Raw genomic sequence first — 13797 nt, 5'->3', positions numbered from 1 at the left:
ATACTATTTTACTGTGTCAGCTACACTGCCAAATGAACTTGAACCATTCAAACTATAAGCATCTACGTTATCCAAATTAGCAATAGAATCATGCGAGCACGTTCTTCTTGATGGAGTTTCTTTTATAGTGACATTTATAGGAGAAACTTTCTTTTCTCGTGTTGAAGTAACTTTCTTCTCTTCTTGTTGTTCACTTTCATGCTGCTTATTTTCATACTGGAAAACTGACTCTTGATCTATAAATACAGTACCCCTTAAACGTGCGATATTAATACCATGCTGATTTATCATAGTGCTCTCTTCATCGTCGACTATGCAAGCTTCCATGTCATTTGGCTCATTATCAAGACTAGCAATTTTTTTCTCTTTTAATTTTTTGATTAGATCTTCTTTATTTATAGCTCGATCTTGTAATTTTTTTTTCTTGAGCAATTCCCTACGCTTCTCATACAGTTTATATGACTCAGCAAAATCCTCATCTGTATGAAAGTTTGCACCACCAGGGTTACCAGGAGGTATGTATCTCTTACTGAGCTTAGATTTAGCTTCAGCACTATGCACAGTAAAAAAGCTAGAAACCAAAAACATTAATATAAATAAAATTTTAGAAAAAACCCTAAGCATATGGTGCTATAGTAAATATCGTGTTTTAAAAGATAGCAATTAACAAACTTTAAGTAAACCAGAATCTTTACTAACTTTACAATACAAATATTTTTCTAAAAAGTGATATGTTTGCTATCAAAAAAACCTACGCAGACTAAGAGCCTGTCTTGAAAAGAAATGAGAAAGAGAATATGATGAGATAAGTAAAAAATAGTAGGTAAAAATGTATCCAAGTGATATAAGTGACAAAGAATGGGAAATTTTGGAGCCAAGTGTTGCACAAGGTGCAGTAGGACGGCCAAGAAAGCACAATATTAGAACAATTATTAATGCAATAAGATACATAATGAAAGGTGGTTGCCAGTGGAGAATGCTGCCAAAAGATTTTCCGCCATGGAAAACGGTGTATGATTATTTTCTCAGGTGGCGTAATAGTGGCAAATTGGAAGAAATACACGATATGTTAGTAAAAAAGGTAAGAAAAATGGTTGGCAAAAATGAAATACCTTCGGTAGGAATAATTGACAGTCAATCAGTGAAAACCACTCAAAAAGGGGATCCAGAGGATATGATGCTGGCAAGAAAATAAAGGGTAGAAAACGTCACATCATTGTGGATACAATAGGCCTAATTATTACAGCTGATGTTCATAGTGCAGGCATTCAAGATCGTGATGGTGCTCTAAATCTTTTTACTCAAGCTAAACGAAAAGCTTCAACGCTACAAAGGTTTCTCGCTGATCAGGGATATATTGGTAAATTGCAAAATTACTGTTTATTGAAAACAGGATGTTTATTGACGATTACTAAAAAAGCAGCTGATGCTGTAGGATTTCAAGTTATTCCTAAACGGTGGATTGTTGAAAGAACTTTTGCTTGGCTTTCCAATTTTAGACGTATGAGCAAGGATTATGAGCATTCTCCTCTTACTTCAAAAACTAATATCTCCTTTAATATGATTACTATTATGCTTGCTAAATTAGCTGCTTAGTTCCTTTCAAGACAGGTTCTAAGAGAAGAGTAAGGTGTTACAAGTTGCGTAACACCTTTTCAAGAAAAGTGTTATGCAGCTATATGTTTGCAACTTTTAAGTTATTCTGTAGTTTTTCAGTACCATCGGTAGTATCTACATTACTAAGTTTTGCGTCTGGCGTATCTTTAGATAAGTCGTTTTTCTTCTCTTTATCAAGCTTAACTCCCTGATAGATACAGAATGCAACAAAAGAAGCGACCGCTATTGCGGCAACAGCACTGACTATGATACAAGTTGCCATTATTTTTTCTTGATCTGCTACTGCTTCTGTAAGTGTTTTCACTTTTTCTTCTAAACCTGTGAAGTTTTCTTGCAAGCCTGTAAGCTTTTCTTGCAAACCATCGAATTTATCGTTCAAACCGTCGAATTTACCTAATAGCTCTTTAAAATTTCCCGTGAATTCACCCGACAGTTTGATTACTTCTTGTTCCAAACCTGCGAAGTTCCCTGATACCTTCTCTAGTTCTCCCACTCTTTTTTGCAATTCTTCTATTGCTAACTTATCAAGACCCTTAAAATTATACATAATACGTTCCCACAAAGACATTTTTAACCTCCTAGCTAATTAATATATTATAATTTTACATTCCAAATGTTTAAATTATTATTAAATTAACTGTCATTATGTATTGACCTTTTAATAATTTTGTTTGACTTGCTTTTTGAAAGTGCGGAAACTTAAATTAAGGTATTACAAGATTGTTATTCAACCAATATCTCTCTTTTCCCTGAGTAATTTGGAGCGCTGACAATACCTTCCTTTTCCATTCTTTCAACGATGTTTGCTGCTCTGTTATAGCCTATTCTAAGCTGCCTTTGAATGTAACTGGTTGAAACTTTTTGATCTCTTTGAATGATGGCCACTGCTTGGTTATAGAGGTCATTTTCTTCATCCTCCGTTTCATCGTGTGACTCTGTAGAAGAATTTTCATCTTCTTTAGTGATTTCCTCCATGTAGTTTGGCTCACCTTGCATTTTCAGATGATCAACTATATCTTGCACCTCATTATCACTTACAAATGGGCCGTGAACTCGAATGATCTTACCACCAGAGGCCATATAGAGCATGTCACCCATGCCGAGCAATTGTTCAGCCCCTTGTTCGCCAAGTATTGTACGGCTATCTATCTTAGAAGTAACAGCAAAACTGATTCTCGTTGGAAAGTTCGCCTTTATCACACCTGTAATCACATCCACAGATGGGCGTTGTGTTGCCATTATGATGTGTATTCCTGCAGCACGAGCCATCTGAGCTAAGCGTTGAATAGAGCACTCTATTTCTTTGCCGGCAACAAGCATCAAATCTGCCATTTCATCCACGATCACTACAATATATGGAAATGTTTCCATCTTGATTGGTATTTTTTCAAACAGAGGTTTGCCTGTTGTTGAGTTAAAGCCAATCTGCACAACGCGCTCCAATTCTATTCCACTATTCATTGCTTCTGTGATTTTTTGATTATAGTTTATAACATTGCGTACATTCAAATACGACATCATGCGATAGCGGTTTTCCATTTCTTTCACGATCCACTTAAGAGCGACTACAGCCTTTTTTGGCTCTGTTACTACTGGCGTTATTAGATGTGGTATTGCATCATATATTGAAAGCTCAAGCATTTTGGGGTCGATCATTATCATCTTGCATTCGTCAGGACTTAATCGATAAACGAGTGAAAGAATCATAGTGTTAATCGCAACTGATTTACCAGACCCTGTGGTTCCAGCAACGAGCAAGTGAGGCATTTTAGTTAGATCTGCAATAACTGGTTTTCCACTTATTTCTTTGCCAAGCGCAATTGGAAGATTTAAGTTTGCATTTTGGTATTCTGGTGATTCAAGCAAATCACGCAGCATTACAATTTCCCGTTCCTTGTTCGGCAACTCTATTCCCATAGCATTTTGCCCACGAATTATTGAAATACGTGCAGAGAGTGCACTCATCGAACGTGCAATGTCATCTGCAAGGCCAATTACTCTTGCAGATTTCGTACCAGCTTGTGGTTCAAGTTTGTATAAAGTCACAACCGGCCCATAGCATACACTGATAATTTTTCCTTGCACGCCAAAATCACTCAGGACTTGTTCCAGCAGAGATAAATTTTTATTGCTCTCCATTTCATTCAGCTGTTTTCTCTGCAAAGACTCCTCTGCTTTGGAAAGTAAATGAATGCTTGGAAATTCGAACTCACTGAAAATTTCTTTGGTGGCTTTTTTCTGTCTTTCTTTTGGTTGTTGTTTAGTAGTGATTTTAGTTTTATGTTTTTCTTCTACTACTAATGGTGCAATTGAATACTCAGTAGTTTTATGTGATCTGAAGAATGGAACATTTACAAATAAGCAAGCTATTTTTTTACATAAGAAGAATAGAGAGTAAATTGCTCCCTTCCAACCAACAGATCCTACAAGACCTATTAATGTTACTATCACAAATACATAAAACGGGCAGTTATTAACGAGTGCATTCCCTATTATTCCACTGTGTCTGTACCTTGCTGTGATGCCTAGCGAAAGTTGTGGTAATATAGCACATACCCCTAAATTGATTAATATTAAATAGAGAATTTTCAGCAGTATTTTTGCTGACCTGAAGATCAACAAGTAAACTATGGTTGTAGCTATTGTAACACTAGTTAATCCAAGAAATTGAACCAATATATCAGCTAAATATGAACCTACTATTCCACCTAAATTTGTCACTTCCTCATTTGTAGCCGTGTTTAAGGAAGGATCTTTATAGTTATAGCTAAAAACTGATATATATATATATATTAAAAGGGATAGATATATTGCTGATTTTAGATATTTTTTTAACATCTACCTAAAGTAGTAAGCTACTGTATATTTTACAAAGTGAATTGTTATTAGCAATATCATTATAGATAAATCTAATCCGTTGAACGGTGGTATATATCTTCTAATAATCTTTAGTGGTGGATATGTCAATTGGTTCAAGATGTGCATTATGCTACTGACAGTTTCATTATATATGTTCACCATATTAAGTTTAACCAGCCAGTTTAGGACAACCCAACATATTAGAATGAAGCTATAAAGATCAAGTAACGTATTGAGTAGATATATGATTGGATGCATACATATCTATTACACGAAAGTTATATAAAAGACAAGTATTTAGCCTTTTCAAACTCAAAATGTTGTTTTTGCTGAACCAAAAAAAACTTCATTTTTTGAGCTGCGCAAAGCCACCTAAAGTAGAGAATGGACAAGGAAGGAGGGGTGTATAATATATATTAATGTTGATATTTATTTCTTATAAATATCATCTCTATGTCCTATCTCTGTGATAGTTACTATATGATCTAATTGATTTACTCTGTAAATTACACGATAGTCACTAACTCTTAGCCTTCTACATCCTTTTAAGTTATGATGTAGTGGTTCACCAAAATTTATTGGGTCAACTGTAAGACGTTCTTTTATAGCCTTTTGAACTCTTAGCCTTATTATCTTTGGAAGGTTTGGTAAATCTTTTTCAACAACACTCTTTAGAGACTTAACCTTGTAACGCTCTAATCCCACTTAATATCTTCAAAATCAACTGTTTCTGCACCTTCAACATCACGCTCATCAGAAATTTTAGATACTAAAAAATCCTCCATTTCAAGCTCAACTGCTTCTCTAAATAGTTTTCCTGCTAATTCTTGAACGGGCTGTTTAGTAAATTCAGATAATTCAGCAAGATGCTTTAAAGTTTCTTCGCTAAGAGCTATGTTAATGCCTGAATTTGCCATATGTTTTACTGAACTCTACTACTGTAACAGGTATACAACATTTTTTTTAATTTTTCAATAAAGAAAGTTGATGATACGTAAGAAAAATTTTGCCACCTGCGTTAATAAATAATTAAAAATTTAGCATATTTATCTACCCTCTATTCTATTACTTAAGTTAGACCACTTTTTTCTATTAATATTTTTTGTTTATAAAGATGAGCAGTTACTCATCACGCAGTTGATCTATGGATATAATACTACCGTTTGATAGTTTTTCAGTACATTTTTCACTTTTGTATTCTTTATCAGAGTCGATACTGATTTTGTCAAATATTAAAACATCTCCTGAAATTTTATCACGAAACTCACTAATAGCAAAAAACGGTATAGTAATTCGCTCTTGTTTTCCTTGAAAACTCAAACTGACGCTAAATTTATCCTCAGAAACTTTTAAATCATAGAATTGATGCTGTAATATAATAAGCATTTGAGTAGGGTATGACTTTTTCAAACGATCTGGCATGGTCACACCATTAAAATATGTGAAAAATAATATTTCTAAGTGAGGGATAAAACCATTACCTGATATAACATCTAAAGTCTTTTTGATAACTTGAAACTTAGCAGAATTAAGCAGTTTTTTGTAATCTGTTTGCTCCATATAACTTTCACATACGTAAATTTTGGGGAACTTCTGTTACCCGGCGTTCCCTAAACCGTGCTTTAGTAATAAACCGGTTGTGCTAAATTAAGCAGCAACACGATATTCTTCAGCAGCAAAATTATCGTTTGCATTTAAATTATGAACTCTTAGCGGTGGTGTCTAACCGAGCAAAGCTACCATCTTTACTATGCATGTCGATCCTTAATCGCCCCCGTATAATTAAAAAACATGGCGGAGGCGCCGAGTACTGCCCTCGGGTCCAATACACCTATTACAAGGTAATTTTATTGCTATAGTACACAAAATGTACATAGCTATTATGTAGCAACATTAAATAAATGTCAAGATATTATGACCTTAAGTTGATTTATTGCTAAAACAAAATTAATATTCCCAGTAAAAAATTCTGTGCTCTTAACCTGACACATATGGCTTTTTGAATACTCCCAATGAAAATATTTATAAATAAATATTTACTCTTCTTTTTTATTGTTTTTAGGTTTTTCTTGATCAACCATTTCTCCACCGATCTCTTTTATTTTTAGTATCAACGACTCTGGTACATACATGTCAATTACTTCTTCTGCTGTCACAAATAAAGCCTGATAAGAGTGTGAATTTATTATCCAATTAGGCAATATGTCTTCTGCTTCTATTTTATACTCTCCCTCTTTTTTGTCATATACTGTGTAGCAATATAAGTGCACAGCAAAAAATAATACATAAGAGAGCAATATTCCTTTAAGCACTCCGAGAAAGATTCCAGTAACTCTATCGATAAACCCCAACCTTATGGGTGATAATATGTACATTAGCCAGTTATTTATTATCATGAATATAAGATTAAGTATAATAAATACAGAGATTGTAGAAAGTATGTTTAGTGTAACTTTAGAATCAAAATATTTACTATAATTTGGAGCGAAAAAATCATAGTGATTAGCTGTCAGAAAGACCGATAAAAATAGAAACATTAGTGCGCATAGCTCTTTTATAAAGCCTCTAGTTACCGAGATTATTACGCATAGAACAACAATGAAGATAATTAGGCTATCGAAAAGCATGTTTTATATCTATATGGTTTTCAAGATATAATAGTTGTAAATAACAAGGTTGTAAAATTAATTGTATTTATGCTGCATCAATTGATCTAAATACCTAGCGATCATGTCAATTTCTAAATTCAAATAATCATTTACTTTGTTGTACTGAAAAGTTGTATTTTCCCATGTATAGGGAGTGATATTTACTGTAAATTCCTGATTAATAACTGAATTCACTGTGAGGGAAACCCCATCTAGTGTAACGGAGCTTTTTTTTGCAACAAATTTAATTAATTCTTGTGGGCACGATAGTTTGATTTCATGAGAATCTAAATTTTGATTAATTGTTAAAAATTTTACTATCCCATCAACATGACCCTGAACCAGGTGGCCATCGATCTTATCGCTTAATCTCATTGCTTGTTCGAGATTTATTTTTTTTCCTATTCTCCACGTATTTAAGTTAGCAACCTTCATAGTTTCTTGAGATGCTTGGACTGTAAATGTATCGCTCATTATATCAACAACAGTTAAACACACACCAGAGCAAGCTATTGAATCTCCTTTATTTATAGAGGATAAATTTTGTGTCTTGATATGGAAAATTTGATCAGAGTTGGAGTGAGTGGTAGTATCAGTTATAGTCCCGATATCCGTGATAATTCCTTTAAACATATGGTGAAAATAAATAATTTTACCATGAAAAATTTTTTACAACAACTTATTTCTATTTTGTTATAGTTAAAGTAATTCTGGTTTACCGACAATTTAAAAAACGACAAATTCGTCATCCCGCTACGTGTTAGCGGGATCTAGAGATACCGTGACGGTATGACGTAGGAAAACTGAGCCTGCACTAGCTATAGGCGCGAGAAAGGGGATCGTTTTCACTTACTTGTTCAATAGATTCTATAGAATATTCAGAATATATGAAATAAGCCAAACTCAGAACACATAATGCAGTTAATATTGGTAACCCTATGTTCAATGCTAGCCCAATACTTTCTCTTTTTTCTGGTGGCACTAATCCTTTTAACATTAGACTTCTTTCGAAACTAGGATAAAGTAGTAAAAATAGTAATTTTGAGGTAAGGAGAAATGAAGTATGAAATAGTGAAAGAGCTCGATAAAGGGGAGTTTCGTCGACTAACAGGAGTAAAGAGATCAACATTTAACAAAATGGTAGGGATTTTATGTGAAGAGAATAAAAAAAAGAAAGCCAAAGGAGGAAGGAAAAATAAGCTAAACGAGGAGAATATGCTGCTCATGGTATTAGAATACTTACGAGAATACCGTACATATTTTCACATAAGTCAAAGTTATGGAGTAAGTGAAAGTACGGCATATAAAACTGTAAAATGGGTAGAGGATACTCTAATACAACACCCAGATTTCGCATTGCCAGGACGAAAAGAACTCCTAAAAAGCGACGTGGAATATAAGATTCTGGTGATTGATGCAACGGAAACACCTGTAGAGAGACCAAAAAAAAGCAGAAAAGATTTTATTCAGGAAAGAAGAAAAAACATACGCTAAAAACCCAAATAATTGCAGAAAAGAAGAGCAAGAAAATTATTTGTACGTCATTTTCAAACGGGAGAAAGCATGACTTTCGGCTTTTCAAGGAGTCAAAAGTGCATGTATCAGAAGGTATAAAAGTTTTAGCCGATGCTGGCTATAGAGGTTTTCAGAAAATTCACAAAAATGTCGAGTTGCCACACAGAAGGATGAAAAAGAGTCCCTTAATTAAGGAAAAAAAGGTAGAAAATCGGGAGCTAGCAAGCAAAAGAGTAGTAGTTGAGAATGTAATTGGTCTGTTAAAAAGATTCAAAATTATTGCAGACAGATACCGCAATCGGAGAAAACGTTTTGGCTTAAGATTCAATTTTATAGCAGGAATTCACAATTTTGAGCTGTCTATATGAGTTTCGAAAGAGGTCTATTGACACTTTTCCTAACGGAAAATGCCATAAGCAAAGTGTTGATGCAGATGCTACTATTATAAATAGACAAAAATAAGCCTTTTTTGAGGAAAATATAGTTTTTAATGATGATTTGAGTGTAATGTTAGTAGGTGGTAGAGTTTTAGCTTCATTTGTTGCTGGTGAAAGATCTTTAATTGGTAAAGGGTTTGTAGATTTATGAGGAGTATTTTCATGTTGTGGAGAAGGTTGTTGTATATAAACACCTGAAACTAATTTAAGCAATTGCTCTTTTTTTCTATATACTTGTTTTTGTAAATATTCTTTACCTAAAAGTGAGTTACTAAGAGGTTGTGGCCTTTCGAGTATCTGTAATACTTCTGATATCTCGCCTGGCTCTAATATTGCATGTAATTGTTTATCTTGAAAGTAAACAATATTGAATACTGAGCTGAAAATATTGCAAAATGTTTCTGGATCTTGATTTTTGTATCCACTCATCACTTCAATAAATATTTTATCGAGTTTTTTCCCCCTGTGCTCAATTTGGTTATCTATCATAGCTACTCTAGCATCATTTTGTGCTTGTTTTATGGCTAATGGTTTTTCTTTCTCTGATAGTTCTTTGGTCTGCTTTTTTGACTTCTTTTTTCTGTTAGCCTTAAAATACTCTGTGTGCGAAGTAGTTTGACCTACATTCTGTTCTGCTTCTTGAGGTATTGGATTTTCTATACTACCCCCTGTCATCCGAGTAGCTTGACTACTTGGATCCATGTTTCTTTTTTCCTGGTCAAACGCTGGAATAACACCAAATGGTATATTGTTGCTCTGTATAGAAAATTTTGGCAATTGTTGGGAAAAGAATTGTGACGTATTAAAAAAATTGGGTAGACAGAAAAAAGATCTAAACCAGAAAACGTTTTCATGCATTGCAGCAACTACTATCGAAACACGTGTAACTTGTTTTCCATTATTTGTTACATCGAAGCCAAATGAGCCTGTAACTGGTACGATTTGTTTATTTTGTGCATTTTTTTGGTTAGTTTCACTCTGTTCTTTTTTGTCTTCATTTTCAGTTTTTTCTGCATGTTGTAGCTTTTCATTTAGAAATAACTCGATTTGGTACAAGTTGTCCAGGTTAATGTTTTCAACGTCTGTTTGTAGCGTTATCGTTGTGCCCTGCAGAAGGATTTGAGGCGGAGCACTATTTACGAATTCTTCTACAGTTTTATAACTGTTAGTTTTACAGTAGTTATTATATAGTTCACTGCTTTCTTTGGGCACTTTTATGTTGGCTGTAAAATTTTTTTTCCCGGGAAAGGCAGATTTTGAAAAAATTAATTAAAGAGTTTATTCGAAATAATCTTATATTAAAGGTGTCTTTATCTGTTGCTGTTAGCTCAAATGAAAATTCTTGTATATTACTTTCAATACTTCTCGAGCGAATAGTACTGATCTTAATTGTTTCGCTAGAAAATGCTTTACTTATGTTTCTGGATTTTTCCTTAAAGAGCTTAGGTAAATCCTCTATTTTATACTTATTCTTAGTTTCAGTATTACTGTTGTGCATAGTTGATACAGCAAATTCATCAACGCAAAGGTAAATAAAAAAGATTAATCAGTCAATAAATTAATAATCAGAATAGGGCAATTTTTCGGATTGTTGATGATATTTAAAATTTCACTATAATGAAAGTTTAAGCCAGCGTTTTTAAGATGAATAAAGAGTTATTAGATGACATACTTTCACTTGAAGATAAAGCAGTTTCCGAAATTGAGAATGCTTCTTCTTTACAAGATTTAGAAAAAGTTAGGCTATCATATTTGGGAAAAAAGGGTGTAATTAAAGCTTATTTTGACAACTTAAAAGAGATAGAAGACGCAGGAAAAAAGCGCAATTTAGGCGAAGTTATCAACGTTTTACGTAATAAGCTAGATCAGCTTATAATGAATAAGGAGAATATACTAAAAGCCGAAGAAGTTAACTTTAAATTGCAGAACGAGGCAGTTGATATCACGTTGCCTGCGAGGCCAGAAAAAATTGGCAAGGTCCATCCACTCAGTAAGGTTCTAAATGAAGTAAAGCTTATTTTTGCACATATGGGTTTTAAGGCAGTTGATGGCCCTGACATTGAAGATGAATTTCATGTATTTGATGCACTGAATACTCCAAGTCATCATCCTGCACGAGAGGAGCAAGATACCTTCTACTTAAAGAATAAAATAGATGATAAAAGAATGGTACTGCGCACTCACACCTCATCTGTACAGATTAGAACCATGGAAAAAACAAAAAAATTCCCAATTAAAATAGTAGCCGCAGGTAGAGTATACAGAAACGACTTTGATGCAACTCACACCCCTATGTTCCATCAAATAGAGGGGTTATATGTCGATGAGAATGTCAATATGGGCCAGTTAAAATTTACTATTCATCACTTCCTTAATAAGTTCTTTGGCGATAAAGGGCTGAAGATACGTTTTCGTAATAGTTTTTTCCCTTTTACCGAGCCTTCTGCGGAAGTGGACATAAGTTATAAAGGTAGTAAATGGATAGAAGTACTGGGATGCGGTATGACGCATCCAAATGTATTTCAAAATGTTGGAATAGACCATACTAAATACAACGGTTTTGCGTTTGGCATTGGTATAGAAAGGCTTGCAATGCTAAAATATCAAATTAGCGACTTGAGGAGCTTTTATGACAACAAAATCAGCTGGCTTGATCATTACGGTTTTCATTTTTCATCTTTAAGATAAGTGATAAGTAAAACTCATACGTTCGTTATACTTGCTGCAGGGCATGGCAGGCGGATGAATTCAGATTTGCCTAAGGTCCTACACAAAATAGGCAGTTTTTCCATGCTCCAGCATGTCATTTACAATGCAAAACAGTTAAATCCTGAAAATATTGCTGTTGTAGTTGATCAGCCTTTAATTGAAAGACTAAAGTGTTTTAAGGATATACAGTTAATTACACAAGAATTAACACTTGGCACGGGAGATGCGGTCAAAACTGCGATGAGAAACCTAAGAGAATTGCCAGATTCAAGCATAGTTGTTGTGCAGTATGGGGATACTCCGCTCATAAAAAGCAGCACAATAACTAAAATGATTAGTTATTTAGAAGGCAAGGCTCTAGTTTGCCTAGGTTTTAGGGCAAGCAATAAAGAATATGGTAGGTTAATCATTGAGAATGGTTCCTTAAGAGAAATCGTAGAAGCAAAGAGTGATAAAAATAATCATGAAGAGTTTCTTGCCAATGCTGGAATAATGGTTGCATATGCAAAGAATTTACGTGAATTGGTGGAGAAAATAGAGTGCAATAGCTCAACTCATGAATATTATTTGACCGATATAGTTTCCATTGCAGTGAAGAGTAATTTAAATGTCGGTTACGTTATTACCGGTGGAGAAGAAGCAACGGGAATAAATAACAGAAATGACCTTATAAAAGCTGAGTTTTACTTTCAAGAAAATAAAAGAAAAATTTTTACCGACTACGGAGTAACGCTTGTTGCACCAGAGACTGTTTTCTTTTCTCTTGATACGCAAATTGCCAGAGATTCAGTTATTTACCCATATGTTTTTTTCGGTACTGGAGTGAAAATAGAGTCTGGTGGGAAAATACTGCCATTTTCGCATTTAGAAAACTGCTTAATTAAAAGTAATGCTGAGGTCGGTCCATTTACCAGAATACGCGGAAACACAACAATTGGTAATAAGGCAAAAATAGGAAATTTTGTGGAAGTGAAAACAAGTGAAGTTGGTCAAAACACTAGAATAAAACACTTAAGTTATATAGGAAATGCTAAAGTAGGGCAGGAGAGTAATATAGGAGCAGGCACTATTGTTTGTAATTATGATGGGAAAAATAAACATGAAACGAATATAGGGAGCAATTGCTTTGTTGGCGCCAATAGCTCACTAATTGCGCCGCTTAATATTCATGATGAATCTGTAATTGCAGCAGGTAGTGTTATAGTTGAGGATGTACCAGAAAAAAGCCTTGCAATAGCAAGAGAAAAGCAAGTAACTAAGAGAATAAAGTAGTCTAATTTAATTATGTTGTTGTGTCATTTTTAATATTAGACTTCTTGCATAACCATATAACAAACTTTTATTGGGAATAGAAACAAAAAAACTTCCTTGACAAACTCCGCCAGCCCCCTTATCATAACAGTGAAGCTATTGTATTTGCTTTCGCCAATCTGCAGATTAAAAGGTAAGGATTACTTAATGTATCGGCGTCTTATGTTTAATTTTTTGCAGTATATAGATACTGTATGTCTTTACAAAACTTCATCTACATCTAGATTTTTATCTAAATAAGCTGAACGCGCTTATAAAGCGTTACAAGACATCAAAAAATGCCAATACTCGACAGAGATAGTAAAAGACTAGCTAACTCGGGGGTCCTTTGTCTTTTTTTCTGCTTAGTAAATTTCTTAAACATTTGCAGCGTAGGTTAGTTGCAATTAAAAGCAGCTAAATTGCAGTGTTTAAGACTTAAAAAACGCCAATACTGAAAATAGACAATGACTAGGGTTTCTTTTGCCTTTTTTTTCATTTGGTAAATTCCTTAATGTTTATGGCTAAACGACAATCGTCATCCCGCTGCTTGTTAGCGGGATCTATTGCTGAGATACCGCGAATGAATCGCGGTATGACGGTTCGCGGCGGTATGACGTAGGACTGCTGTCATCCCAGTGCGTGACACTGGAATCCCAAAAAAGGATGATGTCATCCTAGTGCTCCTTTTTTTGTCATCCGAGTAGCTGACACTTGGATGA

Annotated in this window: 13 protein-coding genes, 1 other RNA gene and 2 pseudogenes; 4 read left to right on the top strand and 12 right to left on the bottom strand. The window is 34.3% G+C overall.

The window, feature by feature from the left end; all coding sequences use genetic code 11:
- Window positions 1-3 precede the first annotated feature (3 nt).
- Window positions 4-624 carry a TRP75-related protein gene (locus tag HUB92_RS05945; protein WP_209472692.1) on the bottom strand — a complete coding sequence of 207 codons (621 nt, stop codon included), beginning with the start codon at window positions 622-624 and terminating at the stop codon, window positions 4-6.
- Between the two features lie 205 nt (window positions 625-829).
- Between HUB92_RS05945 and HUB92_RS05940 the strand changes: the two genes are divergently transcribed.
- Window positions 830-1596 (top strand): IS5 family transposase gene (locus HUB92_RS05940; RefSeq protein ID WP_410543339.1). Its coding sequence is split into 2 segments (ribosomal slippage): window positions 830-1157 and window positions 1157-1596, totalling 768 coding nucleotides; the frame shifts between segments, so codons are not numbered across the junction.
- Between the two features lie 79 nt (window positions 1597-1675).
- Here the strand turns inward: HUB92_RS05940 and HUB92_RS05935 are convergent.
- From HUB92_RS05935 to HUB92_RS07050, 10 genes and pseudogenes are all read right to left on the bottom strand, one after another.
- A complete protein-coding gene (locus HUB92_RS05935) occupies window positions 1676-2185 on the bottom strand; it encodes a hypothetical protein (protein WP_209472690.1) in 510 nt (169 codons plus the stop codon).
- Window positions 2186-2340: 155 nt separating this feature from the next.
- Window positions 2341-4455, bottom strand: a complete 2115-nt coding sequence (locus HUB92_RS05930; protein ID WP_209472688.1) for an FtsK/SpoIIIE family DNA translocase — start codon at window positions 4453-4455, stop codon at window positions 2341-2343.
- Window positions 4456-4734: a YggT family protein gene (locus HUB92_RS05925; protein ID WP_006279515.1), complete on the bottom strand. Its 279-nt coding sequence runs from the start codon at window positions 4732-4734 to the stop codon at window positions 4456-4458.
- 171 nt (window positions 4735-4905) lie between these two features.
- Window positions 4906-5181 carry a type II toxin-antitoxin system RelE family toxin gene (locus HUB92_RS05920; RefSeq protein ID WP_209472686.1) on the bottom strand — a complete coding sequence of 92 codons (276 nt, stop codon included), beginning with the start codon at window positions 5179-5181 and terminating at the stop codon, window positions 4906-4908.
- Window positions 5172-5393 carry a hypothetical protein gene (locus HUB92_RS05915; RefSeq protein WP_006279415.1) on the bottom strand — a complete coding sequence of 74 codons (222 nt, stop codon included), beginning with the start codon at window positions 5391-5393 and terminating at the stop codon, window positions 5172-5174. The genes HUB92_RS05920 and HUB92_RS05915 overlap by 10 nt, the downstream gene beginning before the upstream one ends.
- Before the next feature lie 205 nt (window positions 5394-5598).
- Entirely contained in the window at window positions 5599-6036 is a 438-nt protein-coding gene (locus HUB92_RS05910; protein ID WP_006279412.1) for a ClpXP protease specificity-enhancing factor SspB, read from the bottom strand.
- 21 nt (window positions 6037-6057) lie between these two features.
- Window positions 6058-6388: a transfer-messenger RNA gene (gene ssrA / locus HUB92_RS05905) on the bottom strand.
- Window positions 6389-6512: 124 nt separating this feature from the next.
- Window positions 6513-7103 carry a CvpA family protein gene (locus HUB92_RS05900; RefSeq protein WP_010962383.1) on the bottom strand — a complete coding sequence of 197 codons (591 nt, stop codon included), beginning with the start codon at window positions 7101-7103 and terminating at the stop codon, window positions 6513-6515.
- 57 nt (window positions 7104-7160) lie between these two features.
- Window positions 7161-7757: a riboflavin synthase gene (locus HUB92_RS05895; RefSeq protein ID WP_010082169.1), complete on the bottom strand. Its 597-nt coding sequence runs from the start codon at window positions 7755-7757 to the stop codon at window positions 7161-7163.
- Window positions 7758-7938: 181 nt separating this feature from the next.
- Window positions 7939-8121: pseudogene (locus tag HUB92_RS07050) on the bottom strand (hypothetical protein); the annotation flags it as partial.
- Between the two features lie 59 nt (window positions 8122-8180).
- Between HUB92_RS07050 and HUB92_RS05890 the strand changes: the two are divergent.
- Window positions 8181-9007 (top strand): IS5 family transposase gene (locus HUB92_RS05890; protein ID WP_209472530.1). Its coding sequence is split into 2 segments (ribosomal slippage): window positions 8181-8568 and window positions 8568-9007, totalling 828 coding nucleotides; the frame shifts between segments, so codons are not numbered across the junction.
- 15 nt (window positions 9008-9022) lie between these two features.
- Here the strand turns inward: HUB92_RS05890 and HUB92_RS05885 are convergent.
- A pseudogene (locus HUB92_RS05885) lies at window positions 9023-10574 on the bottom strand (hypothetical protein); the annotation flags it as partial.
- 146 nt (window positions 10575-10720) lie between these two features.
- Here HUB92_RS05885 and pheS point away from each other — a divergent pair.
- Both pheS and glmU read left to right on the top strand, forming a co-directional pair.
- A complete protein-coding gene (pheS, locus tag HUB92_RS05880) occupies window positions 10721-11764 on the top strand; it encodes a phenylalanine--tRNA ligase subunit alpha (RefSeq protein ID WP_209472684.1) in 1044 nt (347 codons plus the stop codon).
- Window positions 11765-13057 (top strand): bifunctional UDP-N-acetylglucosamine diphosphorylase/glucosamine-1-phosphate N-acetyltransferase GlmU, encoded by a 1293-nt coding sequence (gene glmU, locus HUB92_RS05875; RefSeq protein ID WP_209472682.1) that lies wholly within the window; start codon window positions 11765-11767, stop codon window positions 13055-13057.
- Window positions 13058-13797: the final 740 nt, after the last annotated feature.

Source organism: Wolbachia endosymbiont of Wiebesia pumilae (assembly GCF_017869285.1).
GTDB classification, from domain to species: Bacteria; Pseudomonadota; Alphaproteobacteria; order Rickettsiales; family Anaplasmataceae; genus Wolbachia; species Wolbachia pipientis.
Note: the sequence above shows the minus strand (reverse complement) of the source record. Positions and strands in the feature narration are given on the sequence as shown.

What these genes read in the sequence shown, in the direction of transcription:
- HUB92_RS05945 (WP_209472692.1), bottom strand. Translation starts at nt 624, where the DNA reads ATGCTTAGGGTTTTTTCTAAAATTTTATTTATATTAATGTTTTTGGTT.
- HUB92_RS05935 (WP_209472690.1), bottom strand. Translation starts at nt 2,185, where the DNA reads ATGTCTTTGTGGGAACGTATTATGTATAATTTTAAGGGTCTTGATAAG.
- HUB92_RS05930 (WP_209472688.1), bottom strand. Translation starts at nt 4,455, where the DNA reads ATGTTAAAAAAATATCTAAAATCAGCAATATATCTATCCCTTTTAATA.
- HUB92_RS05925 (WP_006279515.1), bottom strand. Translation starts at nt 4,734, where the DNA reads ATGCATCCAATCATATATCTACTCAATACGTTACTTGATCTTTATAGC.
- HUB92_RS05915 (WP_006279415.1), bottom strand. Translation starts at nt 5,393, where the DNA reads ATGGCAAATTCAGGCATTAACATAGCTCTTAGCGAAGAAACTTTAAAG.
- HUB92_RS05910 (WP_006279412.1), bottom strand. Translation starts at nt 6,036, where the DNA reads ATGGAGCAAACAGATTACAAAAAACTGCTTAATTCTGCTAAGTTTCAA.
- HUB92_RS05900 (WP_010962383.1), bottom strand. Translation starts at nt 7,103, where the DNA reads ATGCTTTTCGATAGCCTAATTATCTTCATTGTTGTTCTATGCGTAATA.
- HUB92_RS05895 (WP_010082169.1), bottom strand. Translation starts at nt 7,757, where the DNA reads ATGTTTAAAGGAATTATCACGGATATCGGGACTATAACTGATACTACC.
- pheS (WP_209472684.1), top strand. Translation starts at nt 10,721, where the DNA reads ATGAATAAAGAGTTATTAGATGACATACTTTCACTTGAAGATAAAGCA.